Origin of the sequence: Luteibacter sp. 9133 (genome assembly GCF_000800155.1) — a bacterium.
In the GTDB taxonomy this organism is placed as follows: Bacteria; Pseudomonadota; Gammaproteobacteria; order Xanthomonadales; family Rhodanobacteraceae; genus Luteibacter; species Luteibacter mycovicinus.
In genome coordinates this window covers 2,106,039-2,130,052 of record NZ_JUHO01000001.1, presented here as the reverse complement: position 1 = coordinate 2,130,052, position 24,014 = coordinate 2,106,039, and the positions used below count along the sequence as shown (strand labels likewise).

Genomic DNA, 24,014 nt, shown 5'->3' with positions numbered 1-24,014 from the left:
TCCATGGCTCCTCCCGACACATTCCCTGTCTCGCCGCGTGCACTTGCGGCCGCTGGCATTTCGCTCGATCGACTATGCGAGCGCGCAGGTGTCGCGCCCGCGACGCACTGGGTCACGGCTGACTTCTTCAAACTCTGGGCGGCGGCGGATCGCGACATCGACGATCGCGCCGCCGGGCTGCGCTTCGGCGTCGACGGCGTCACCCGGGGTTACAGCGTGGCCGCCGTCGTGGGACTTCATGCGCCCGACTTTCGCCATGCGCTTTCTGCGATCGCGCGGTACAAACGCCTGACGTGCCCCGAACTCGTGGAGATCGACGTGCGGTCCGACGAGGTCGCCGTGTGCTACCGGTGGCTTCAGGCGACGGGCGAGGTGCCGCGGTTGCTGGTCGACATGACCATGGCATCGCTGCGCGAGCTGGCCCGACGCGGAACGGCGGGGCAGGTAGCGCCCATCCGACTCGAGCTGACGCGACGTCCCGCGGACCGCGAGCTCCTCCGCGCGCACTTTGGATGCGACGTCCGCTTCGGTGCGCCGTGCGACGCGATGGTGTTCCGGCGATCCGCGCTGGATGTGCCGCTCACCACAGCCAATGGCGAAGCCTTTTCTCGTCTTGTGGATGGACTCGAAAAGCAGATGGCCCAGAGGGATGACACCCCGGCTCTCGTCGGAGAGCTGCGCATTGCGATCGCTCGCCAACTCAGTGAGGGCCGTCGCGTAAGCGTCGCCGAGATATCGCGCCGGCTCGGCCTTACCAGCCGTACGCTGCAGCGTCGACTGGCTGAGCGAGCCACCCGTTTCCAGTACGAGCTTTCCGCGGTGAGACGAACGACCGCATCGCGGCTTCTGGCCAACACCGACCTCGATGCGGTGGCCATCTCCATGCTGATCGGCTTCGCCGAACCCAATTCGTTTTCCCGCGCATTTCATGCGTGGGAAAAAACCACGCCCGCCCACTGGCGCGAGCGCTACCTCAAGGATCAATCCATGATCGACGCAGCGGTTTCATCATGACCGGTAAACGTGTGCTCGTCACCGGTGGATCCGGCTTCATTGCCGGGCACTGCATACTCCAGCTCCTCGCCCAGGGCTACGCCGTGCGAACGACCGTGCGTTCCCTCGCGAAGGAAGCGTCAGCGCGCAAGACGCTCGAAGATGCGGGAATGATCCACGGCGAGCATCTGAGTTTCGCCGCTGCCGACCTGCTCGAAGATACCGGCTGGGCGGACGCCGTCGCCGGGATGGATTTCATCCTGCATGTGGCCTCACCCGTGATGCCGGGACACGTCGATAACGAGAACGACGTGATCGTGCCAGCGCGTGAGGGGACCTTGCGGGTGCTGCGTGCGGCACGCGATGCGGGTATCCGTCGCGTCGTGCTTACGTCGGCTTTTCATGCTGTGAGCTGGGGCCATCCCCATGGGCACCACGTGTTCACCGAGAAGGACTGGACGGCGCCAGACGGACCGGGCGTCGATGCCTACGGAAAGAGCAAAACGCTGGCGGAGCGAGCCGCCTGGGACTTCGTGTCCTCTCACGGCGGTGCGCCGGAGCTGACGACCATGCTGCCGGTCGCCGTCATGGGGCCTGTGATGGGGCGAGAAGTCACCGGTGCCAACCACGTGGTGCAACGACTGCTGACGGGGACGCTGCGGGCCTTCCCGGACCTGTACATTCCGATCGTCGATGTGCGCGACGTGGCGGCGGCGCACATCCTCGCGATGACGCATCCCGACGCCGCAGGCGAGCGCTTTCTGTTGTCGAACGGTCCGGCCATCGCGATGAAGGACATCGGGGCCATCATCAGGGCGGAACTGGGTGAGGCTGCCCGTCGTGTGCCGACTCGTTCCATGCCGAGCGTGGTCGTCCGCATCGTGGCACGCTTCCGGAAGGAGCTGCGCCCCTTCGTGCGCGATCTCGGCTACGCGAAACAGACCAGTAACGAAAAGGCGCGGCGGATGCTTGGATGGAATCCGAAGGCGCCACGCGTGGCTATCGTGGATGCTGCCAGGAGCATGCTCAGGAGTGGCTTTTTGGGCTAGCCCCGCCGCCGCTCTCGCGAAGCGCTCTCGAGAAGCGTCGAACGCGTACGATATTCAGCCCGTCGATTTATTCTGACCGTGCGCGGCGAGCCGGATGGGCCGGCGATCCTATGCCGCAGCGCACATGGCGCCCCGTCGATTCTTGTTGCAAGATATTGCGCAACAAGGGGGATACATGGAAGCATCGCAAGGGGTGAGCGCCCACGGCAACCTGCCGTCCGGCGTGGGGATGAAGCTGGGCGCCACGGCGCTGGCTGTGGCATTGGCACTGGGGCTTTCAGCATGCGGCGGCGGCGGTGGGGGCGGCGGCAACGTCCGACCCACACAGCCCACACAGCCCACGCAGCCGGTCCAGCCCACGTCGCCGCCCTCGGGCGGAAGCGGCACGACGCCCTCGGGCGAAATCGACGTCGCCGCGAACGACGTCGTCGTGCGAGCTGACAACCTGACCGGGTCGACCGATCTGGTAAAAGGCGGCGCGGGCACGCTCACGCTCACCGGCACCAATAGCTACACCGGGACGACGCTCGTGCAGGCGGGCAGTCTCTATGTCGATGGCGATCAGTTGGCCGCCACAGGCGCAGCGACCGTGGCCAGCGGCGCGACGCTCGGTGGCAAGGGCATCATCGGCGGAAGTGTCACGGTATCCGATGGCGCCACCCTGGCGCCGGGCAGCAGCGGCGCGATCGGTACGCTCACCGTCAACGGCAACCTCAGTCTGTCGTCGGGTTCCCGGCTGGACTACGGTCTGGGCGATTTTGTCGACGTCAAAGGCAACCTGACGCTGGATGGCACGCTCGGTGGAAGCCCGGCGTCCGGTTCCGCGACGGGGCCCGGCGTCTATCGACTCATGAGTTACGGCGGCAGCCTGGTGAACAACGGGCTGGACGCAGCGGCCGGCTGGCTCGTGCAGACCGGCGTGGCGCACCAGGTGAACCTGGTGAATGCCCAGGCTACGCGTCTCAGCTTCTGGGATGGCGATGCCGGCCCGGCGAGTGACAACGTGGTCAATGGCGGCAATGGCACGTGGCAAAGCGGCAACGCCGCGTCCAGAGCGAACTGGACGGACGCCAACGGCGTGACCAACACCGGGTTCGCCGATGGATCGTTCGCCGTGTTCCAGAGCACACCCGGCACGGTCACTGTCGACGCCAGCCAGGGCGACGTCAGCGTTGCTGGCATGCAGTTCGCGAGCAACGGCTATATCGTGCGGGGTGATGCGATTCATCTGACCGGTAGCGCGACCGATCCGGGGCAGTCGATCATCCGCGTGGGCGACGGCAGCGCAGCTGGATCGGGCTATATGGCAACGATCGACAGCGTCCTGACCGGAGCGTCGGGCCTGGTCAAGACGGATGCGGGCACCCTGGTGCTCAGCGGCAGCAATACCTACACAGGCGGTACGACGATCAGTGGCGGCGTGCTGCAGCTGGGCAACGGCGGCACCACCGGCAGCCTTGCGGGCGACGTGACCGACAACGCCGTGCTCGCCTTCAACCGTAGCGACACCAGCAGCTTCAACGGCATCGTCAGCGGCGCCGGCTCCCTGCGGCAGATCGGCAGCGGCACGCTCGTGCTCACTGGCAACAACACCTATACCGGCGGGACCACGGTCGACAATGGCATCCTGCAGATCGGTAACGGAGGTGCCACCGGCTGGCTGGTCGGTGACATCGTCAACAACAAGTACGTCAGGTTCAACCGAAGCGACGATGTCGTCTTCGGCGGAAACATAAGCGGTACCGGTTCGCTGTTGAAGGATGGTGCCGGCAAGTTGATCGTCACGGGTTCCATCACCGAGGACAGCGCCACCACCTCGACACGCCCGACCGTGATCACCGCCGGCACGCTGCAAATTGGCAACGGCGGAACCACCGGCTCGATCGCCGGTGACATCACGAACAACAGCGCGCTGGTCTTCGACCGCAGCGACACGGTGACCGTTGGCGGCATCGTCAGCGGTACGGGCTCACTGACCCAGGCGGGCACGGGCACCTTGATCCTCGCCAACACGGCCATCTTCAGCGATATCACCATCAGCAGGGGTACCCTGCAGATCGGTAACGGCGGCGGCAATTCATGGCGCACCGGAAGCATCGCGAACAACGGCACCCTGATATTCAACTTCGGTTATCCGAGTGGCGTCGGTGGTGGCACCGATGCGGTGATCAGTGGCAGCGGGAACCTGATCAAGCAGGGATCCGACCTGTTCGTCCTCAGCGGCGACAACACCTACACCGGCGGCACGCTGATCAGCGGCGGTACGCTGCGACTTGGTTCGGGCGGCACCACCGGGTCGGTGACCGGCGCCATTACCAACAATGGCGTCCTGGGGTTCGACCGGTCTGACAATGTGACCTTTGCCAATCGGGTCACGGGTACCGGCGCGCTGCGGAAGGACGGCTTCAACACGCTCACCCTGACCGGCGATGTGGCAAGCACGGGCGGAACGAACGTCACGCTCGGCACGCTCCAGATCGGCAATGGTGGAACGTCGGGCACGCTGGCGGGCGATGTCTTTGTCAGCGGCACGCTGGCGTTCAACCGCAGTGACGACCAGACCTTCAGCGGGAACATCAGCGGGGATGGCCAGGTAGTGAAGCTCGGCGGTAACACGCTCACGCTCACCCGCGGCAACGTGTCCAGCGGTGGTGGCGGTCCATGGTTCGGCACCGATGTGGTCGATGGCACCCTGAGGATCGCGAGCGGAGCGGCGCTGAAGTACTCGACCACCGTGGGCGGCAACCTCGCCCATGCGGTCCTGCAAGTGGACCACGGCGCGACCATCGCGTACACGACGCTTGCCGACGGCGCAACGTTGGACAACGCCGGCCTCGTGCATACGAACGATGCGTTCACGGCGGTGGGTGGCACCCGTGCCGCCTCCGTGTTCAATCACGACGGTGGCGTGATCGAGACGGTACCCCAGGTGGGTTACGTCGGTGGCGCCGTCAATCTCGGCGCGAACAGCACGTTGATCAATGCCTCGGGCGCCATCATTCGCGGAGCCATCGGTGTGGAATCGTCGGGCGTGGTCACCAACGACGGCGGGACCATCACCGGTATGACCGATGACGGCATCAATGGCCATATGACCGCGGTCACGAATACGAATGGCGGTCAGATCACCTCGGGGAACGACTCGAGGCTGCCCACCGCTCCCATCAGCGCCGGCATATTCTCGTACGGCCACGACGCAACGATCAGCAACCTGAGCGCCAGTTCGATCGTTGGCAAGCGCGTTGGCGTCGCCCTGAACGATGGCGGCACGGTATTCAATGACGGTGGCAGCCTCATCTCGGGCAGTACCGGTGTATCCACCTACAACCAGGACCTGACGATCGCCACCGTCAACAATACGAATGGCGCCCGGATCACCGGTACGCAGACGGGCATCAGGCTCGAGTTCGGCGGTGTCGTGAACAATGGCGCAGGCTCGACGATCGAGACGACCGCACCGGCATCGGGCGATTGCTCGGGGACGCCGGCCTGTGCCGTCTACGTGCCGGTCTACGGTGGCGTCGGCAACTACGGTTCCGTGGGCACACTGACCCTGTCCAACGCGGGTTTCATCCTGGGCGACGTGCAGATGGACCCGGGTCGGGTCAACGACATCACGCTGATCGCCGGCGGCTACATTCACGGCGCACTGAAGATCGGCAGCAATACGGCATCCACCCTGACCCTCGATGGTGGTGCCGGCAGCAGCCAGCTGTATTCGACAGCGGTGACTGGCGGTACGACATTTGGCGGAAGCCTGATCAAGAACGGCGCCGGTACCTGGACGCTCGATAACAATCAGCTGCAGGGCGTGACGAACACATCGATCAACGCGGGCTCGCTGCGTGCGTCGCAGTCGCTCGCGGGTAATGTGACCGTCAATGCGGGAGGCACGCTCGACGGCGTTCCCGGGGTCCATGGCAACCTCATCAACGCGGGCAAGGTCGCCTTGCATGGCGGCGATACGTCGGTCGGCGGCAATTTCAGCCAGGCGTCCGGCGGCAGGCTTGCCGTGAGTCTCGGCAGCAAACTCGCCGTTGCCGGTTCGGCCGCGCTCGACGGTACGCTCGAGGTCACCGGTGCCGACAACGGGTATGTCAGCAATACGCACACGGATGTGCTTACCGCAACGGGCGGTGTCACCGGGACGTTCGGTGCGCTGGTCAAGGATTCCGGTGTCGTCTTCACCTCCAGCACGATCAACTACGGCCCGAACAGCGTGTGGCTCGACACGACGGGCCTCAACATCACGGCCGCCATGCAGAGCAGGGGAGCGGTGCTGACCCGCGCCTCGCTGGCCAGCGCCCAGCGCGTGCAGAGCGCGTTTACGCAGTTGGACACGCGCATCGCCAGTGGGACCGTCGCGGCGGTTCCCTCGAACTTCGTCGAGGCGGCAGGGCAGTTCCAGCAAGCGCCCACGGTGCAGGCGGCACAGTTCTCGCTGGAAAGTCTGTCAGGCGAGCTCCATGCGGCCAGCGCCGCCATGACGTTCGAGGCGATCGATGCGTCGGGCCGTGCCATGTCCGATCACTTCGACGACCTGCTCGACAAGAAGGCAGGTTATGGGATGTGGACGCACAACCTCAGCACCAGCGGCGACATGGGGCGGTCCGGCTTCGACGGCGTTGGGTACCAGTTGAATGGCTGGATGGTCGGTAGCGATCAGCAGATCGGAAGCTCGGGGGTCGCGGGCTTCGCGTTCGGGCAGAGCCAGGCGCGTCAACAGCTCGACCGGAGTTCCGACCGCAATCGCAGCCGGAACACCGAAGGCATGTTCTACGCAGGAGCGTTAAACGGCAACTGGTACACGCAGGGGCGTATCGGATTTGGCCACTTCCAGCAGGACGTGAATCGTCAGCTCCTGCTTGGGACGAGCGCCCAGGGCGTCGGGACACGGTACGGCGGCGATTACAACGTCGCCTACGGCGAAAGCGGTCTGAACCTGGACTGGGCGGGCACGCGGGTCTTGCCGTTCGTCAATGTCGAGTACGCGAACATCCGACGCGACGGGTTCGCGGAGCAGGGTGCCGGTGGATTCGGTCTGCAGGCGAATGCACAGACGGTGGACCGGTGGCAGGCCGGTGTCGGCTTGCGCGCCAGTCGACGCTGGGATTTTGGCGGTGGACGCTCACTGGATTTCCGGATGAGTGCGCAGTTTCAGCGAACCGTCGCCTCGCGAGGGGACGTGTTCGAGGCAAGCTTCGTCGGCCTTCAGCAATATCAGCCTTTGGTGGGCATCGGCCTGTCGCGCTACAGCGGCTTGTTCAATGTCGGCTTGAAGGCGGCGTTGTCGGAGCTTACGTCGCTGGACTTTGGCTATGATTATCAGCGAGGGCAGCGGGATCAGGCGCAGATGGTATCGGCGCGATTGATCAAGGCGTTCTGACCGCCACGCGTTGCGAAGCATACGGACCGGAAGGCGGGATCGTTCCTACAGGCGGCTCTTCACTGAACCCGCCCTTCCGGCTCCGGAACATGGAGCGTGCACAACGCCGCCATCACCAGACTGATCCCGCCGATGCCCAGTGCCCAGATCGGCTGGTTGTGAAAGCACAGCCGCAGCAACATCCCCAGGATGCTTGCCGCCAGCACCTGCGGGATCACGATAAAGAAATTGAAGATGCCCATGTACACGCCCATCTTCGCCGTCGGCAAATGGTCGGACAGCAGCGCATAAGGCAGCGACAGAATCGATGCCCATGCGAAGCCGACACCGACCATCGACGCGAGCAGCCAGCGGGGATCGCGGATATAGAGGAATGACAGCAGTCCCGCACCGCCAAGGCACAGGTTCACCACGTGACTCATGCGTAGTCCCCACCGGCGCACCATCAGCGGGATGATGACCGCCGCAAGCGCGCCGAAGCCGTTGTAGGCGGCGAACAGAACACCCACCCAGTTCGCGCCTTCGTTGTACGCGGCCGAGCTGGTGTCGCCCGTGCCGTACATCGTCTGCGTCACGCCCGCCGTGGCGTAGATCCACATCGCGAACAGCGCGAACCACGAAAACAACTGCACACCCGCCAGTCGCCGCATGGACTCCGGCATGCCGTAGAGATCGCCGGTGATTTCGCGCAGCATGCCCCGGCTACCCGTCCGGCTGAGCCAGCTGAGCAGAAGTCCGAAGACGATCAGTCCGCCCGCAAGGAGGTAGACCTCCTTCTCCAGCGAGAAGTGCCTGATCGCAACCAGGACAACGCCACCTGCCAGCAGCAAGAGCGCACCGGGTCTGCCGGCGCGCGACACGTCGACCGGCGGCCGCTCAGGCACGGCATCGGCGAAGGAGCGCAGCTGCGCGGGTGAGTACTCGCGCGTGGTCAGCATCGTCCAGAGCACGGCGCCGAGCAGCACGGCGCCGCCGACGTAAAAGGCGTACTTCACCGTATCCGGAATGCCTCCGTGCGGCGCCACGTTGGCGACGCCGAAGCGCGCGAGCACCCAGGGCAACAGCGAAGCGACCACCGCCCCCGCGCCGATGAAGAAGCTCTGCATGGCGAAACCCGCGGGACCCTGCCTCGTCGGCAGCTGGTCCCCGACCAGGGCGCGGAACGGCTCCATCGAGACGTTGATCGACGCATCCAGAATCCATAGCAGCCCGGCGGCTATCCACAAGGCCGGGGCGTTAGGCATCCAGAGCAGGCCCAGCGAAGCGAATACCGCGCCCGCCAGGAAGTATGGCCGACGCCGGCCCAGCCGGTTCCAGGTGCGATCGGAGTAGTGACCTACGATGGGTTGGACGATCAGACCCGTCAGCGGCGCAGCGATCCATAGCGCGGGGATGTCGTTGACGTCCGCGCCCAGCGTCTGGAATATCCGGCTGACATTCGCATTCTGCAATGCGAGGCCGAACTGGAGACCGAGGAAGCCGAAGCACATGTTCCAGATCTGCCAGAACGAAAGCGCGGAGCGTTTCGTCATCCGTACGTAGCCGGCACATCCGTCAGGGATATGCTCAGCGCGCACGTAGCGGGTCTGCATGGTCGTTCCGGGTCATGGGTCCCTCTCTCCAGTCACCGTTATGTCATGGACCGGGCCAGGCCGCATGTTGCGGGCGCAGCATCGCCACGGGATGTTGCGCTTGTAAACCGGAGGGATCTGACGGCATAGTCGTTGGACAATGTGACGACAGCGGAGAATCCATGCGGGTACGCCTCGAAGATGTGGCGCGCAAAGCCGGCGTATCGCCCAAGACGGTGTCGCGTGTGCTCAACGACGAGGCCAACGTCACTGACGCCACGCGTGAGCGCGTGCGTGCGGCCATGGAGGAAATGGATTATCGCCCCCATCCGTCGGCGCGCAGTCTGGCGGGTAACCGCTCGTTCCTGGTCGCGATGCTGTACGACAACAACGACAATCCGGCATCGACGTATCTGGCCGAGATCCAGGACGGCGTGCTCGAGGCCTGCGACGCGCATCGCTACAGCATGATGGTGCGACCGCTGCGCATGCGCGACAGCGACTTCATCCGCCGCCTCGATACCCTCATCTCCGACCATCACCCCGATGGGGTGGTGCTGACGCCGCCCATTACCGAATACGCGCCGCTGTTGAAACGCCTGCGCGAGGCGGACGTTCCTTTTTCCGCGGTGTCGCCGGTGAAGCGAAGCAAGACCCTCGGCGTGATGATGGACGAGCAGAGCGCCGCGCGTGCGATGGTCGGCCATCTGCTCGAACTCGGGCACACGCGGATCGCCCATGTGATCGGCATCGCGAATCATGGCGCCAGTCGATGGCGCCTGGCAGGCTACCGTGATGCCATGGCGGCGGCCGGATTACCCGAAGATCCGGCGCTGGTGGTGCAGGGTGCCTTTACCTTCGCCTCGGGCGTGGAGGCGGCGCGCCACCTGTTCTCGCTCGCCGACCGACCGACCGCGGTGTTCGCGGCCAACGACGATATGGCGACCGGTGTGATGTGGGCGGCGGGCGAGTTCGGCCTCAAGGTGCCTGACGACGTCTCGGTCTGCGGCTTCGACGATACGCCGCTGTCGCGTCAGCTGTGGCCGGCCCTTACCACCGTGCTGCAACCGAGCCGCGAGATGGGCAGGATCGCGGCCGAGCAGTTGCTGGCCGAGTTGCGCGGCCGAGGCACGGGCAAGCTGGTCCAGATGCCGTTTTCCCTGCAGATCCGAGGCTCCACCGCCCTCGCTCCCTGAGTGGACCCGTGGCGCCGGTCGGCGCCGGTGCCATGCTGCATCGCAAATTGACAGCGCTGTCATTCCTGCCACGATGCGCCTCGGAAGCGTACCGCCGGTGCGCGTGGATGGAGCCTTCTCGTGCCATTGCTGCAGTCGTTGGGTCTGTTATCGCGACGCTTGCCCGTAGCGCTTTCCCTTGCCGGAGCCTTGTTGTCTGCCATTCCCGCCATGGCGGGCGACGCCGCCGCCGTCCATCCCGAACAGTGGCCGAAGGGTGCTTCGCCGCTCCCGCCCGATCCCGCGCTCGAAGCCCGCATCCGTGCGCTGCTGCGGACGATGACGGTGGAAGAAAAGGTCGGCCAGATGATCCAGGCCGACATCAAGTACGTCACGCCGGACGATGTACGCGAGTATCGACTGGGCTCGGTCCTGGCAGGCGGTAATTCCAAGCCACCGGGGCAGCCGTTTCCCGTGGCCACGCAATGGCAGGCGCTGGCCGATGCGTTCTACCGTGCGTCGATGGACACATCGCGGGGAGGCAAGGCCATCCCGGTGCTGTTCGGCATCGACGCCGTGCACGGGCACAACAATCTCGTCGGCAGCACGCTGTTTCCACAGAATTCCGGCCTCGGCGCCACCCGCGATCCGCAACTGATTCACGACATCGGTGAGGTCACGGCGCAGGAGCTGCGTGCCAGCGGCATCGGCTGGACGTTCGCGCCCACACTCACCGTGCCGCAGGATGTGCGCTGGGGGCGCTCGTACGAAGGCTATTCGCAGAACCCCGAGATAGTCGCGGCATACGCCGCGGCGGTCGTTGAAGGGCTGGAAGGCAAGCCAGGTACGCCGTCATTCCTGGATGCCGGGCATGTCATCGCCACCGCCAAGCACTTCCTCGGTGACGGCGGTACGCACGATGGCAGAGATCAGGGCGACGCACGGATCAGCGAGGCGACGCTGCGTGACATCCACGGTGCCGGCTATCCGCCTGCGATCAAGGCGGGCGTTCAGGTGGTAATGGTTTCGTTCTCGAGCTGGAACGGCATCAAGATGGCCGGCAACAAGGCACTGATCACCGGTGTGCTGAAGGAGCGCATGGGCTTTGATGGGATCGTCCTCGGCGACTGGAACGCGCACGGCCAGGTACCCGGCTGCACCAACGAGGATTGCGCCGCCGCGTATAACGCCGGGCTGGATATGCTCGAGGCGCCTGACTCGTGGAAAGGTATCTATAAAAACACGCTGGCTGAGGCCAGGGCGGGCGTGATTCCGATGAGCCGCATCGACGACGCGGTGACTCGCATCCTGCGGGTGAAGATGCGCCTCGGCATGTTCGAGGCTGGGCTGCCGTCCACCAACGCGTTGGCGGCAAAGTCGGCCGAGGTAGTCGGAAGCCCGGCGCACCGCGCCGTGGCACGCCGTGCCGTGCGCGAGTCGCTGGTGTTGCTGAAGAACGATGGCGTGCTGCCGATCGACCCGCGCAAGCGGGTCCTGGTCGCTGGCGAAGGCGCCGACAACATCTCCCGGCAAAACGGTGGCTGGACACTCACCTGGCAGGGAACGGGTCTGACGAATGCCAATTTCCCGGGCGCCACATCCGTATGGGCCGGCCTTCGCGCGCAGGTGGAAGCGGCGGGCGGCAGCGCCGAACTGTCCGTCGGAGGTAACTACACGCAGAAGCCGGACGTCGCCATCGTGGTATTCGGCGAGGAACCCTATGCCGAGTTTCAGGGCGACCTGCCGAACCTGGCGTACCGTCCCGGCAACGATCGCGACCTGGATCTGCTTCGGAAACTGCGCGGGCAAGGTGTGCCCGTGGTCGCCGTGTTCCTCACCGGCCGCCCGCTTTGGATGAACCGCGAAATCAATGCCGCCGACGCGTTCGTGGTCGCGTGGCTACCGGGCAGCGAAGGCGAGGGTATCGCCGATGTGCTGCTGCGTACCCGCGAAGGATCTGTCGCCCATGACTTTCACGGCAAGCTTGCCTATGCCTGGCCGCGTAATGCGCTCCAGATTCCCGGTGCGATCGCAAAGGGTGACCGTCCGCAGTTCCCTTACGGCTTCGGGCTGACGTATGCCGCTGGTGGCACGACCGGAAAGCTGCCCGAGAACCCGGGGCTGGTCCTCAGCTCGGCCCAAGCCGGCGTCTACTTCACTCGCGGCAAGCCGGCCCAGGATTTCGTGGTGCGTCTGACCGGCGCGGACGGCGCGACCTCCGATGTCAAAGCCACACCCGCCGCCGCGGCGGACGGCAGCCTGCATGTCGCTGCGCTCGACTTCAAGGCTCAGGAAGACGCGCGAAGCCTCAGCTGGTCCGGTAAGGGTTCAGGTGACGCGAGCGTCGCTTTGGTGGCGCCGATGCCACTCGATGTGGATCGTGAAACCAATGGCGACGTGCTGCTGGTGACGATGCTCAGGATCGATGCCGTCTCAGCGGACGATACGTCGAGCGTCGCCATCGGCTGCGGTACCGGATGCGTGGGCTCGGTGCCCGTCGGGAGTCAGCTGGCCGCGCTGCCCAAGGGGGAATGGCTTCGCGTCGGCATTCCGTTGAAATGCTTCCGCGATGCCGGCGCCAACATGAGCAAGGTGGACCGTCCCTTTGAATGGTCCAGCCACAGCGCGGGGCGGATCGCTATCGCCGAGGTGTCGCTGGGCACGGTAGCGGACCGTACGTTGACGTGTCCGGGTCATGGCGCCGCGCCGTGACCCTGCAAGACGTTCTTAAGTGCCTTGTCGGCTTGCTGCCACGCAGCAAGCATTCATTGCGAGAGAGTTCTACTATCCAGCAATGACAGCGCTGTCATCTTAAATGACGGCGCGCAAGGGGAGTGGGGAAATCGTGTCATGGCCGTCGTCCGAGACGGACCACACAGATCCGAATCATCGAGGGAGAGTCAGATGAACCTGCGTCACAAGTTGATGTATGTCGCCATGTCACTCGCGTTCGCGCCGGGTACGCTGCTAGCGGCGGATCAGGACGCCACGGCACAGAACCCACCGCCCAGAAATCCCGAGGCCGCGGACAAGAAGATCCAGAACCTGGATGCCGTCTCGGTATCCGCAACCAAGCGCGATACGCCGTTGCAGAAAACACCGGTGGCCGTGACCGCGATCGCCGTCGACACGCTCGATCGCGAGCGGGTCATGACGGTCCAGGACCTGACCAAGCTCGTGCCCGGCCTGCAAGGCACCTCGCAGGGTGACCACGGTGTCGTGACACTCACTCTGCGCGGTATCGGCAACGACAGCGCCAAGACCGAGTATGCCGACCCCGAAGTCGCCACCTTCGTCGACGGCGTATACGCGCCGCGTGCCGAAGCCGCCTCGGGCCTGCTGCTGGATATGGATGGTGTGGAAGTGCTGCGCGGTCCGCAGGGCACCCTGTGGGGTCGCAACTCCACCGCCGGTGCCATCAGCTTCCAGACGGCCAAACCGGAGATCGGTGCGGGTTTCTACGGCAATGCGCAGGTGGGCGGCGGCAACTTCCATCAGTTCGGCTCGCGTGCCGCCTTCAATCTGCCGATCAGCGACACCTTCGCGATGCGCGTAGCCGTGGTGCACGAGCAGCACGACGGCTACGTCGATTACCAGAAGCCGTCGGGTCAGCTGCCCAGCGTCGCGGACCAGCAACAGGCGTATCTGGCTTCGTCCGCCTCGGGCGGCACGCTGGCCGGGTTCAAGCCGATCGATCCGGGCCAGTACGTCCAGGGCGGCGACAAGTACAACGCACAGGATCAGTCCGCGGCACGCGTCAGCGCGCTGTGGCAACCCAGCGAGACGTTCAAGTGGAACCTGTCGTACGAATACTTCGTCGACCGCGGCACGCCCAGCATGAGCCTGATGCAGACACCACGTCAGGGTCAGGACTTCTGGTCGGCGCTGATCGATACCGCGCCGTATCTGCATCGCACGTCCAACACGGTGCGCAGCCGCATGGACTGGAACATCAGCGACGGCATGCAGCTCAGCTACATCGCCGGTTACAACCATTACTCCGGCAAGAGCGACTTCGATCAGGACGTCGGTGTCAGCGTGCCCACCAGCTTCACCACCAACGGCGTCTACCAGGACGACCGCACCAACAGCTCGGGTTACAAGAACTGGAGTCAGGAAATCAACCTGAAGTCCACCGGTCCACAGACCGTGGACTGGATTCTCGGTGCGTACTACGGCTACGAAGACAACGACATCCGCTTCGACATCCCCATCATGAATGGCACGCGCTACGGCACGGTGAGCTGGCAGGGGTCCTTCATCCAGCCGAAGGAAACCGTGGAGTCGTATGCGCTGTTCGGTCAGGCTACCTGGCATCTCAGCGACCACTGGCGCCTCACCGGCGGCGCGCGCTGGTCGCATGACGACAAGGAGAACAAGGGCGGCGTCAACTGGGGCTGGGCATACGATCCGACCGTGCCGCAGGTGCCGATCTCGCCGGACGTGTATCCGGATCCGTCGAACGGTTTCAGCGTCTCGCAGCGGAACACGGCCAAGTACAGCAAGGGCAAGCCGACGTGGCTGGTTCGCCTGGATACCGACGTGAGCGAGAACGGCCTGGCTTACGCCAGCGTGTCCACCGGCTATAAATCCGGTGGCACGCAGGACGCGGGCACGCTGTACAAACCCGAGACGCTGACCAACTACGAAGTCGGTACCAAGTTCGTCTTCCTCGACGGCCACATGACCTGGAATTCGGCGGTCTATTACGAAGACTTCAAGAACTTCCAGCTGTCCGCGCCCATCGTCTATCCGGACGGCAACCACGGCCTGGGCTTCTCCAACGTGGGCGGCAGCACCAAGGTCATCGGCTTCGAGTCGGAGCTGGCGTACCAGCAGAAGGGCGATCGCTTCAATCTGATCTTCTCGTCCATTACCAGGAAAGAGCTCGGCAAGCTGATCTACGCCGGTTCCAACGACTATCAGGGTCTGCCGGCGTGCCCGCCCGAGTCGAACCTCGCGAACTGCGCGGACGTCACCGGTAACGATCTGCCTCACGCACCGAAGGTGTCGCTCACCGCCATCTACGAGCACGACTTTCAGCTCGGCAATGGCGGGCGCCTCACGCCACGCCTCAGCGCGCAGTACCAGAGCGCACAGTGGTTGAGCTACTTCAACCTGGGCGCGGGCGACAAGCAAAAGGCGTATACGCGCGGCGACGTGTCCCTGCGTTACAGCGAGCCGGGTGACAAATGGTGGGTCAACGCCTACGTGCAGAACGTGTCCGATGGGCGTATCCGGACCAGCGCAGGCCGCTTTACCATGGCCGACGGTTCGTTGCAGTACGTGTCGCAGTACCTCGCGCCGCGCACGTACGGCCTGCAGCTTGGCGTCTGGCTCTGACGGGCTGAAAGGCAGGGAGACAGCATGGCGCGTCTGAAGAAGGTGCTGGTCGTCGGGGGTGGCACCGCGGGTTGGCTGACCGCGTGCTACCTGGCCAGGGCGGTCAACGCGGTCGATCCGCGAAGTGTGCAGGTGCACCTCGTGGAATCGCCGGACATCGGCCTGCTTGGGGTAGGGGAGGCCACGTTCCCGTCCATACGAGGAACGCTGGCCGCCATCGGCCTCGACGAGCGACGTTTTCTGGTCGGCGCCACCGCGACGTACAAGCAAGGCATCCACTACCGGCACTGGGTACGGCCGCCGGGTGCGCCGGGTGCGGATCATTTCTTTCATCCGTTCAATGCGCCCAGTCAGCGGCCGGGCGGTCCCGAGTTGTTGCCGTACTGGCTGCTCGGCGCCGCGCCGGCGGGGATGCCGTTCGCCGATGCGGTGTCGATGCAAACCGCGCTGGTCGATCACTCGCGTGCCCCCAAGCGCGTTAAGGATGCGGACTATCAAGGACCGATGAACCACGCCTTCCACTTCGATGCGGCGTGCTTTGCACGCGTGCTGGCCGAGCACGGTCAGGAGACGCTTGGTGTGGTTCGGCATACGGCGACGGTGGAGCGTGCGGAGCTCGACGAGCACGGTGCCATCGCGCGCGTGGTGACGAAGGAAGAAGGCGAGCTGACCGCAGACCTGTATGTGGACTGCACCGGGCTGCGGGGGATGCTGATCGGCGGGGCGATGCAGTCGCCGTTCCGTAGTCGGGCGGATGTGTTGTTCGCCGACCGGGCGGTGGCGATGCAGGTGTCTTACGACGCGCCCGATACGCCGATTCCTTCCTACACCGTCTCGACCGCCCAGGAAGCGGGGTGGATCTGGGATATCGGGTTACAGAAGCGGCGTGGCGTCGGGTATGTGTATTCGTCGCGGCATACCGATGACGAGCGAGCCGAAGCGGTCTTCCGGAAGTACCTGGGTGAAGCAGGGAAGGGCGGAAAGGCCATGCAGATCAAGTTCGAGACGGGGTATCGGCCTGAGCACTGGCGGAAGAACTGCGTCGCGGTGGGCCTGGCCGGGGGCTTCGTTGAGCCGCTGGAGTCGACCGGCATTGCCCTGATCGAGCTGGCGACGTATTTGCTCACGCATTTGTTGCCCGGCGACACCGACGACATGGAGAGCGCGGCACGGCACTACAACGAGATGATGGTGGCGCGATATGACCGGATCATCGACTTCATCAAGATGCATTACTGCCTGAGCCAGCGGCGCGACTCGGCCTTCTGGGTTGAGAATGCCGACCCTTCGAGCATCCCGCTGACGCTGCGGGAGAAGCTGGAGAAGTGGAAGACGAGGCCGCCGCATCGGCTGGATTTCGTCAGCGACCTGGAGATGTTCATGACCTCCAGCTGGCAGTACATCTTGTACGGGATGGAGTTCAGAACCGATCTGGAGCCGATGCGCAGCGCCTATCCGGATGTGGAGGCGGCGCGGCGGGAATTCGGGATGATTCAGCAGGCGGCGGTGAGGGCGCTGGATGACTTGCCGGATCATCGCGCACTGGTCGAGCAGCTTTGCGCCGAGCACAGGCCGCGCAGCCCGGCCCCACATGCCGGTCACGATGACCGCATCGCCGAGCGTAGCCGGATTTGACAAGGTCAGCGATAAGTAAAGCGACCGATCCCATGCCAGCGGCTCGGCGTCAATGCGGCACCAGCAGCCTGAACGCCAGGGCGATCATGCCCACGGCCACGACACCTCCCACGTAAAGCGCGACGAACCAGCCCGCACGTCCCAGCCACCCGCGCCTGCGCGCATCCATCAGTGATATCCGGGGTCGTCGTGGTGCACCTTGCCGCGGAAAACCCAATACGACATGGCCGAGTACACGATGATGATCGGCACGATGATGGCCGCGCCGACTAGCGTGAATTTCTGGCTCGACGGGGGAGACGACGCGGCCCAGATGTCCAGCGAAGGCGGGATGATGTTCGGGAAGATGCTGATGATCAGCCCGGTGTAGCCGAGGAAGAGAATCGCCGCCGTGAGCACGAACGGTTGTCGGTCACGCTTCTGCCGGATGGCGCGCTGGATGCCGAAGACGCAAGCCAGTACCAGAACCGGAACGGGCAGGAAGAAGAAGAGATCGGGCATCGCGAACCAGCGCCGGGCCACGGCCTCCTGACCGAGGACGGTCCATGCGCTGACCACGGCGATGATCGCGAGCAAGGCCCATACGAGGGGCTTCATCGCGACGTAGATGCGCCGCTGGAGGTCGCCGTCGGTCTTCATGATCAGCCAGCCGCATGCGAGAGTCGCGTAGGTGACGAGCAGACCCAGCCCGGCGAGAAGTCCGAACGGTGAGAGCCAGTCGAACGGACCGCCGGCGAACTGTCGGTTCACGACGGGGATGCCCTGAAGCAGCGTCCCGAGAACGAGGCCCTGACAGAAGATCGCCGTGGCCGAGCCGAGCATGAAGGCGAGATCCCAGAGGCGCTGCGAACGTCTCGCTTTGGCGCGGATCTCGAAGGCGACGCCACGAAAAATCAGCCCGCAGACCATGCCGATGATCGGCAGGTAGGTCGCCGGTAGCAGGACGGAATAGGCGACAGGGAAGGCCGCATACAGGCTGGCACCGCCAAGGACCATCCAGGTTTCGTTGCCGTCCCATACCGGGGCGACGGTGTTCAACATCACCTGGCGGTCGTGCTCGCGATCGAAGAAGGGAAACAGCAGCCCGATGCCGAGGTCGAAGCCATCGAGCAGCACGTACAGGAAAACACCGAAGGCGATAATGGCCGCCCAGACCATCGGTAGATCGAAGGACATGGCAACCTCACTCGTCGATAGGGTCGGTCGGTCGCGAAAGCGGCCGGTGGTCGAAACGCGGCTGCCCCTTGCCGGTGTCGGAAGCATCTTCTTCCGCGGCGTCGCGTGGCAGGTCCGGACCATTGCGCATGAGCTTCAGCATGTAATAGATACCCGTGCCGAACACCGCGAAGTACACCAGGATCAGGATCATCAGTGAGGTGCCGACCTGCTGAGCGGAGATCGCCGAAACCGCGTCGCGGGTGCGCAATACGCCGTAGACGACCCAGGGCTGCCGTCCGGATTCGGTCGTGATCCACCCGGCCAGCAAGGCGATCAGCCCGGACGGCGCCATGAGCAGGACGAAGCGCTGAAACGCCCGCTGTTCGTAAAGACGTCCACCGCGGCGTAAAACGAGGCCTGCGAGCGCCATGAGCAGGAGAAGCATGCCCATGCCGACCATCACGCGGAAGGACCAGAACACGATAGTGGAATTGGGCCGGTCCTCTTTGGGAAAGCTCTTGAGCCCCCGAATCTCACCGTCCCACGAATGAGTCAGGATCACACTGCCCAGGTGCGGGACCTTGACCGCGAAACGCGTCTCTTCCTTGTCCATGTCCGGCCAGCCGACAAGATTCAACGACGTGCCGCCCGTCTCCGTCTCCCAGAGACCCTCGATCGCGGCGATTTTGGCGGGCTGATACTCGCGCGTGTTGATGCCGTGCGCATCGCCGACGACGATCTGGATGGGAACCACGACCAGCAGGAGCCACAACGCCATGGAGAAGGCCTTGCGGATGGCGGCATCCTTCCGCCCACGGAGCAGGTGCCACGCAGAGCAGGCGGCGACCAGCGTCGCGGCCACGATGAACGCCGCAAGCGCCATGTGCATCAGGCGGTAAGGGAACGACGGATTGAACACGATCTTGAGCCAGTCGACCGGAACGATGCGGCCGTCCTGCCAGGCGTATCCCTGTGGGGTGTGCATCCAGCTGTTGGAGGCCAGGATCCAGAACGTCGAGATCAACGTGCCTGTGGCCACCATTAGCGTGGCGAAGAAGTGAGCTCGTGGCCCTACCTTATGCCAGCCGAACAGCATGATGCCCAGGAACCCCGCCTCGAGGAAGAACGCGGTGAGCACCTCGTAGGTCAGCAGGGGGCCCGTCACCGAGCCGGCTATGGAGGAGAACCCGGACCAGTTCGTACCGAATTCGTAACTCATCACCACGCCTGAGACGACACCCATCGCAAAGCCGACGGCGAATACTTTCGACCAGAAAAAGAACAGGTCACGGTAGACCGTATTCTTCGTCCTCAACCACAGACCTTCGAGCACCGCCAGGTAACTGGCGAGGCCGATGCTGATGGCGGGGAAGATGATGTGGAAGGAGACGGTGAAGGCGAATTGCCATCGCGCGAGAAGGAGTGCCTGGTCGGTAGGTATCGACACGCGTCAAGCTCCAGCGAAAGATAGGGTAAGCGTATGCCTGTTTCGCGACGGCGGTATTGGTCAAAATGTCGCTGCGGTCATTACCTGCCCGGTACTGGCTCACATCGCCAGACCGAGTCTCCGGCTCACGGCGAAGGTGGCGTAGAGCAGTCCCACGAGCAGTATCACGAAGACCCCGACGGCTAACGCCACTTTGCCGGCCACGCGTAGTACCGCACGCCGCTCGATCGGTTGCCCCTTTTTCCCTTGCTCATAGTGCCACTTGATGGCCAGGAACATGCCTGTGCCGAAAACGCCGACCTTGAAGATGATAAAGGCGATAGGGACCCAATCCATGCTTTCTTCGTTCCGAGCTATGACTTGCCACTGTCTGTCGTGAGGAAATCGCCCTCAAAACGCCGTTGATGCCGTCCTCCAACGCATGCTACCTACTCCAACGCATGCTACCTACTCCAACGCATGCTACCTACGAACAATCTCCATACATTCGGGACAAATTGTCTCAGCATGCCTATCATGCGGAATCAAAGGGGGGTGCCATGAAAGCCATGTCCGTTCTTTTCTGCGCCGCGAGCGCCGTGGCGATGGTCGCCGGCGTATCGGCCGAGACACCGGCGGTTCCGACCGCCAAAGCCATCGAGCAGACGCTCGACACCAGCGCAGCCGCCTGGTCGGCGGGCGATCTGAAGACCTTCATGGGGTGCTACGAGCGCTCACCGGGCACCCGCTTCGTCAGCGCGAGTGGCACTGTCGTCGGTTACGACGCGATCGAGGCCATGTACGCATCGACCTATAAGAAGCCCGGCACCAGTCTGGGTAAGCTGAAGCTGGACGTGATCGACGTCAAGGAGCTCGGGTCCCAGTATGCCTTTGCGGTCGTCCGCTACCATCTCAAGCCCGACACGGGCACCGAGGCGTCTGGGCTCTCGACGCTGCTGATGCACAAGGTGGGCGGTCTCTGGCTGATCAATAGCGACCATAGTTCCTGAGCTCCCTTCACGCCACCTTACTGCGAGCATGACGGCATTGAGAGCACTGTGGTGCCTCATCACCCGGAGAATTAGTCATGTCAGAAAGTGACAAAAGCAGTAAGTCGCCCACGCCAAGAGAGTTCGACGAATCGGCGGCGGACCGTGTCGAGAAGAAACCGAAAGACAAAGAATCTCCGCAGCAGACGCACGACGACGAAACGCACGGTTGAGGCAGGAGAGACCCATGGCTGATCAGAACCACAAACCGCAGTCCGGCGATCGCAATCTCAATTACGTAGCCAATCAGGACAAACCTGAGCAAGACAAGCGCGATAAGAAGATCAAGGAAGGCGAGGAAAAAATGGACGATGCTTCCAAGCGCGATGAAGGCGTTCGCTGATAGCGAACGCGGTTTCTTCGGTTGGCCCATTGCGGCACGCACGCGGCAGTTCGCCGCGTGCCACCGGCTTAGTGGGCTCCGGTGCGTCCTGCGCGAGCGGGCCCGAGTGACGTCGTCATGACGCTCCGTCCCGGGCTAAATCGTGATCCGAAAATCCTCGACCCATGAACATTTGCATGGCAGCCAAGACATCGCGGACTGGTGGCTTGCAAAGTGCGCGCTGAGATAACGCAGCGTATTTCCCTCGACGTGGTTCGGATTTCGTTGTCGCCCATACGTCGTGCATGTCGTGAGGCGTGGAAGTGACGGGCGGCTCACGAAGGCGGCGACGCGAACGGTGCGCAGGCCCCGGCACGAAGGAAACCGTGTGAAGTGAAATAGTTTCGATCAGCCCCTCACGCCACCGTCCCCGGCAGCACGGCCATAGTAGTGACCCGAAGAGGAATCACTGACATGGATAAGAACGCCTTTCTCGCCGAGTCCCTTGAGGACGTTTACTCCGCAGGCCCGGAGGCGCAAGACGAGTCGGCCTGGCAAGAGCATTTCCCCATCATCGTCCATTGTCACCTGCGCTGGGATTTCGTCTGGCAGCGACCGCAGCAGATTTTCTCCCGGCTGGCCGACCATCATCGGATCGCATACATCGAAGAGCCTGTGGTGGCACTCGTCGGCGACAGCGCGGGCCCGCGTCTGCAAATTACCGAACCGCAGCGAAATATCGTGAGGATCGTACCCGTGCTCCCTCCCACCATGGTGAGCGTCGACGATCAGTGCGCGGCCGTGCTGGTTTTGATGCAAGCCGCCCTTCGGACTCATCCATTGTTGCGGAACCAGTTTCAGGATCCCTTGCAATGGTTCTATTCGCCAATGACCGCGCCCAGCCTGCTCGGGCAGTTCGGCGCACGGGGCGTCGTTTACGATTGTATGGACGAACTGGCGAACTTTAGTTTCGCGCCACGCGATATCGTCGAGCGCGAACGTTTTCTGTTATCGCGTGCGGATGTGGTCTTCACCGGTGGGCATCAACTGTTCGAGACCAAAAGTCGTCACCATGACAACGTGCATTTCTACGGCTGCGGCGTCGATGTGGCGCATTTCGGACGCGCCCGGCTCGATCACACGACGGTACCGGCCTCCGTGGCGGCGCTGCCGCATCCGGTACTCGGCTACTTCGGCGTGATCGATGAACGGCTCGATTATCCGCTGATCGAACGCCTTGCTAAGGCGTACCCGGAAGCGTCGATCGTCATGGCGGGCCCCGTGGTCAAGGTCGACCCCGAGCAGCTGCCCGATCTGCCCAACATCCACTGGCTGGGCCAGCAGTCGTACGACGTACTGCCGAACCTGGTAAAGGGTTTCGACGTTTGCCTCATGCCGTTCGCCCTGAACGATGCGACGCGCTACATCAATCCGACCAAGACGCTGGAGTATATGGCGGCGGGCAAGCCGATCGTGTCGACCGCGGTGGCAGATGTGGTGCGCAACTTTACGCCGGTGGTGGACGTCGCCCGGTCGCACGAGCACTTCCTGGCAGCTGTCCATCGCGCGTGGGAGACTCCGGACAGCGCCTTGCTGGACGAGGGCTTGAACCGTGCAGGTAAGGCGTCATGGTCCGCAACGGTCGCGTCGATGCGAGCCGATGTTCAATCGGCGCTGCAGGTTCCGGCGTACGCGACAGGGCGCCTCGCGATCGAGGCGACCGACGCACCATGAAGACCGATGTGCTCGTGGTGGGTGCGGGCTTTTCCGGCGCGGTAGTGGCCGAGCAACTCGCCGGCCGGGGTCTGAACGTGCTTGTGGTCGACCGACGCGACCACATCGGCGGCAATGCACATGACCGGCACGATGCTCATGGCGTGCTGATACATCCTTACGGGCCGCACATCTTTCACACCAACAGCCAGCGAATCTTCGATTACCTGTCTCAGTTCACCTCATGGCGTCCCTACGAACACCGCGTGCTGGCCAGGGCGGGGGAGTTGCTGCTGCCAATACCGATCAACATCGATACCGTCAATCGCCTCTACGGTCTCGATCTGGACGAGCGGACGATTCAGGCGTTTTTTGACGGGGTACGCGAGCCTCGCCATCCGATTCGCACCAGCGAAGACGTGGTGCTCAACGCGGTGGGTCGCGACCTCTACGAGCGATTCTTTCGCGGTTACACGCGCAAGCAATGGGGCCTGGATCCGTCCGAACTAGCCGCCTCGGTCGCCGCGCGCGTGCCCACCCGTGTCAATCGAGACGATCGATACTTCACGGACACCTTCCAGGCCATGCCCCTCGAGGGATACACGGCGCTCTTTTCCAGGCTTCTGGATCAACCAGGCATCCGTCTTGAGCTGGGTGTGGATTTTTTCAGGATGCGCCAACGCATAAAGGCATCGCACATCGTTTTTACCGGCCCCGTCGACGCGTATTACGCGCAATGCTATGGCGCCTTGCCGTACCGATCGATCCGCTTCGAACACGAGCACCTGCATGATACCGCGCAGTACCAGAGCGTGGGCACGATCAACTATCCGACCGATTTCGACTACACCCGGATCACCGAATTCAAGCACGTCACCGGGCAGGTCCACTCCGGGACGTCGATCGTCCGGGAGTTTCCACAGGCCGACGGGGAGCCTTACTATCCCGTACCGCGCCCCGAGAACGAAGCGCTGTTCAAGCGCTACGAAGCCCTGGCCCTGAAAGAACGCGACGTGACTTTCGTGGGGCGTCTGGCCCAATACCGCTACTACAACATGGATCAGTGCGTGGGTGCCGCGATGAAGGCAGCGGAATACGTGCTGCAGAAGCTGGGGCGACGGGTGGCTCCGGACTCACCGGGCGCGCAGCCGGTCCCGGGAGCTGACGCTCCTGTGATCCTTAGGCCCTGAGTGG

The 24,014-nt window shown here is 63.8% G+C and carries 17 protein-coding genes; 12 read left to right on the top strand and 5 right to left on the bottom strand.

The features are described from left to right. Positions 1–3 precede the first annotated feature (3 nt). From FA87_RS09135 to FA87_RS09125, 3 genes are all read left to right on the top strand, one after another. Positions 4–1,014 carry an AraC family transcriptional regulator gene (locus tag FA87_RS09135; protein ID WP_043694030.1) on the top strand — a complete coding sequence of 337 codons (1,011 nt, stop codon included), beginning with the start codon at positions 4–6 and terminating at the stop codon, positions 1,012–1,014. After that, positions 1,011–2,042, top strand: coding sequence for an aldehyde reductase (locus tag FA87_RS09130; RefSeq protein WP_043694028.1), 1,032 nt, complete (start codon positions 1,011–1,013; stop codon positions 2,040–2,042). Before FA87_RS09135 ends, FA87_RS09130 begins: the two co-directional genes overlap by 4 nt. Positions 2,043–2,217: 175 nt before the next feature. After that, complete coding sequence (locus FA87_RS09125) at positions 2,218–7,428, top strand: autotransporter-associated beta strand repeat-containing protein (RefSeq protein WP_043694025.1); 5,211 nt, start codon at positions 2,218–2,220, stop codon at positions 7,426–7,428. A gap of 59 nt (positions 7,429–7,487) precedes the next feature. Here FA87_RS09125 and FA87_RS09120 read toward each other — a convergent pair whose 3' ends face one another. Next, on the bottom strand, positions 7,488–8,960 hold the full coding sequence (locus FA87_RS09120; protein WP_043697761.1) for an MFS transporter: 1,473 nt from the start codon (positions 8,958–8,960) through the stop codon (positions 7,488–7,490). Between the two features lie 221 nt (positions 8,961–9,181). Between FA87_RS09120 and FA87_RS09115 the strand changes: the two genes are divergently transcribed. The 4 genes from FA87_RS09115 to FA87_RS09100 all read left to right on the top strand — a co-directional run bounded on the left by FA87_RS09115 (position 9,182) and on the right by FA87_RS09100 (position 17,152). Continuing rightward, positions 9,182–10,195 (top strand): LacI family DNA-binding transcriptional regulator, encoded by a 1,014-nt coding sequence (locus FA87_RS09115; RefSeq protein ID WP_036113210.1) that lies wholly within the window; start codon positions 9,182–9,184, stop codon positions 10,193–10,195. Positions 10,196–10,405: 210 nt separating this feature from the next. Next, complete coding sequence (locus FA87_RS09110; protein WP_081996530.1) at positions 10,406–12,886, top strand: glycoside hydrolase family 3 protein; 2,481 nt, start codon at positions 10,406–10,408, stop codon at positions 12,884–12,886. Positions 12,887–13,078: 192 nt separating this feature from the next. Then, positions 13,079–15,517, top strand: coding sequence for a TonB-dependent receptor (locus tag FA87_RS09105; RefSeq protein WP_043694022.1), 2,439 nt, complete (start codon positions 13,079–13,081; stop codon positions 15,515–15,517). A 24-nt stretch (positions 15,518–15,541) separates the two neighbouring features. Next, positions 15,542–17,152: a tryptophan halogenase family protein gene (locus tag FA87_RS09100; RefSeq protein WP_052191245.1), complete on the top strand. Its 1,611-nt coding sequence runs from the start codon at positions 15,542–15,544 to the stop codon at positions 17,150–17,152. Between the two features lie 49 nt (positions 17,153–17,201). Here FA87_RS09100 and FA87_RS20725 read toward each other — a convergent pair whose 3' ends face one another. From FA87_RS20725 to FA87_RS09085, 4 genes are all read right to left on the bottom strand, one after another. Beyond that, positions 17,202–17,321 carry a DUF2474 family protein gene (locus FA87_RS20725; protein WP_156128527.1) on the bottom strand — a complete coding sequence of 40 codons (120 nt, stop codon included), beginning with the start codon at positions 17,319–17,321 and terminating at the stop codon, positions 17,202–17,204. Further along, entirely contained in the window at positions 17,321–18,328 is a 1,008-nt protein-coding gene (gene cydB / locus FA87_RS09095) for a cytochrome d ubiquinol oxidase subunit II (RefSeq protein WP_043694019.1), read from the bottom strand. Before cydB ends, FA87_RS20725 begins: the two co-directional genes overlap by 1 nt. 7 nt (positions 18,329–18,335) lie before the next feature. Beyond that, on the bottom strand, positions 18,336–19,757 hold the full coding sequence (locus FA87_RS09090; RefSeq protein ID WP_052191244.1) for a cytochrome ubiquinol oxidase subunit I: 1,422 nt from the start codon (positions 19,755–19,757) through the stop codon (positions 18,336–18,338). A 99-nt stretch (positions 19,758–19,856) separates the two neighbouring features. Continuing rightward, complete coding sequence (locus FA87_RS09085) at positions 19,857–20,093, bottom strand: hypothetical protein (RefSeq protein WP_043694016.1); 237 nt, start codon at positions 20,091–20,093, stop codon at positions 19,857–19,859. A 203-nt stretch (positions 20,094–20,296) separates the two neighbouring features. On the opposite strand from FA87_RS09085, the gene FA87_RS09080 reads away from it, so the two are divergent. The 5 genes from FA87_RS09080 to glf all read left to right on the top strand — a co-directional run bounded on the left by FA87_RS09080 (position 20,297) and on the right by glf (position 24,010). After that, the gene (locus tag FA87_RS09080) at positions 20,297–20,746 is read left to right on the top strand and encodes a nuclear transport factor 2 family protein (protein WP_052191243.1); all 450 of its coding nucleotides are present in this window, start codon (positions 20,297–20,299) and stop codon (positions 20,744–20,746) included. Positions 20,747–20,823: 77 nt separating this feature from the next. Continuing rightward, on the top strand, positions 20,824–20,958 hold the full coding sequence (locus FA87_RS21295) for a hypothetical protein (RefSeq protein ID WP_275041271.1): 135 nt from the start codon (positions 20,824–20,826) through the stop codon (positions 20,956–20,958). A 14-nt stretch (positions 20,959–20,972) separates the two neighbouring features. Then, on the top strand, positions 20,973–21,128 hold the full coding sequence (locus FA87_RS20720) for a hypothetical protein (protein WP_156108731.1): 156 nt from the start codon (positions 20,973–20,975) through the stop codon (positions 21,126–21,128). 453 nt (positions 21,129–21,581) lie between these two features. Next, on the top strand, positions 21,582–22,841 hold the full coding sequence (locus FA87_RS09075) for a glycosyltransferase (protein WP_052191242.1): 1,260 nt from the start codon (positions 21,582–21,584) through the stop codon (positions 22,839–22,841). Next, entirely contained in the window at positions 22,838–24,010 is a 1,173-nt protein-coding gene (gene glf / locus FA87_RS09070; protein WP_081996528.1) for a UDP-galactopyranose mutase, read from the top strand. Before FA87_RS09075 ends, glf begins: the two co-directional genes overlap by 4 nt. Positions 24,011–24,014 lie beyond the last annotated feature (4 nt).

Bases quoted from the DNA above. Each gene is read 5' to 3' on its own strand.
- FA87_RS09085 (WP_043694016.1), bottom strand. From the start codon at position 20,093: ATGGATTGGGTCCCTATCGCCTTTATCATCTTCAAGGTCGGCGTTTTC.
- FA87_RS09100 (WP_052191245.1), top strand. From the start codon at position 15,542: ATGGCGCGTCTGAAGAAGGTGCTGGTCGTCGGGGGTGGCACCGCGGGT.
- FA87_RS09120 (WP_043697761.1), bottom strand. From the start codon at position 8,960: ATGACGAAACGCTCCGCGCTTTCGTTCTGGCAGATCTGGAACATGTGC.
- cydB (WP_043694019.1), bottom strand. From the start codon at position 18,328: ATGTCCTTCGATCTACCGATGGTCTGGGCGGCCATTATCGCCTTCGGT.
- FA87_RS09075 (WP_052191242.1), top strand. From the start codon at position 21,582: ATGGATAAGAACGCCTTTCTCGCCGAGTCCCTTGAGGACGTTTACTCC.
- FA87_RS09105 (WP_043694022.1), top strand. From the start codon at position 13,079: ATGAACCTGCGTCACAAGTTGATGTATGTCGCCATGTCACTCGCGTTC.
- FA87_RS09125 (WP_043694025.1), top strand. From the start codon at position 2,218: ATGGAAGCATCGCAAGGGGTGAGCGCCCACGGCAACCTGCCGTCCGGC.
- FA87_RS09080 (WP_052191243.1), top strand. From the start codon at position 20,297: ATGAAAGCCATGTCCGTTCTTTTCTGCGCCGCGAGCGCCGTGGCGATG.
- FA87_RS09110 (WP_081996530.1), top strand. From the start codon at position 10,406: ATGGCGGGCGACGCCGCCGCCGTCCATCCCGAACAGTGGCCGAAGGGT.
- FA87_RS09130 (WP_043694028.1), top strand. From the start codon at position 1,011: ATGACCGGTAAACGTGTGCTCGTCACCGGTGGATCCGGCTTCATTGCC.
- FA87_RS20725 (WP_156128527.1), bottom strand. From the start codon at position 17,321: ATGGATGCGCGCAGGCGCGGGTGGCTGGGACGTGCGGGCTGGTTCGTC.
- FA87_RS20720 (WP_156108731.1), top strand. From the start codon at position 20,973: ATGGCTGATCAGAACCACAAACCGCAGTCCGGCGATCGCAATCTCAAT.
- FA87_RS09115 (WP_036113210.1), top strand. From the start codon at position 9,182: ATGCGGGTACGCCTCGAAGATGTGGCGCGCAAAGCCGGCGTATCGCCC.
- FA87_RS09135 (WP_043694030.1), top strand. From the start codon at position 4: ATGGCTCCTCCCGACACATTCCCTGTCTCGCCGCGTGCACTTGCGGCC.
- glf (WP_081996528.1), top strand. From the start codon at position 22,838: ATGAAGACCGATGTGCTCGTGGTGGGTGCGGGCTTTTCCGGCGCGGTA.
- FA87_RS21295 (WP_275041271.1), top strand. From the start codon at position 20,824: ATGTCAGAAAGTGACAAAAGCAGTAAGTCGCCCACGCCAAGAGAGTTC.